At 39.6% G+C, this 278-nt stretch carries 1 pseudogene; it reads left to right on the forward strand.

From position 1 onward, the window contains the following. Positions 1–278, forward strand: a pseudogene (locus tag AC0IXA_RS27400) (serine protease); the annotation flags it as partial.

Here is a 278-nt window from a genome sequence, read left to right on the forward strand (position 1 = left end):
CATCAAGTGAGCCGGCAGCCTCAGATAATTTCTCGACAAAACAAATCACCAATGCCACAAATGTTGCTGATATGGTAGAAGATTTAGAGCCCACCATTGTAGGTGTCTCAAACTATCAATCTACACAAAATTCATTTGGCTTGAGCGGTGATCAAACAGAAGCTGAAGCTGGAACAGGCTCTGGTGTCATTTTCAAAAAAGATGGCAAAAAAGCGTACATTATTACAAATAACCACGTTGTCGAAGGTGCCAATAAATTAAAGGTCACACTATATGAT

It is taken from the genome of Pseudomonas sp. AC083, from assembly GCF_979253165.1.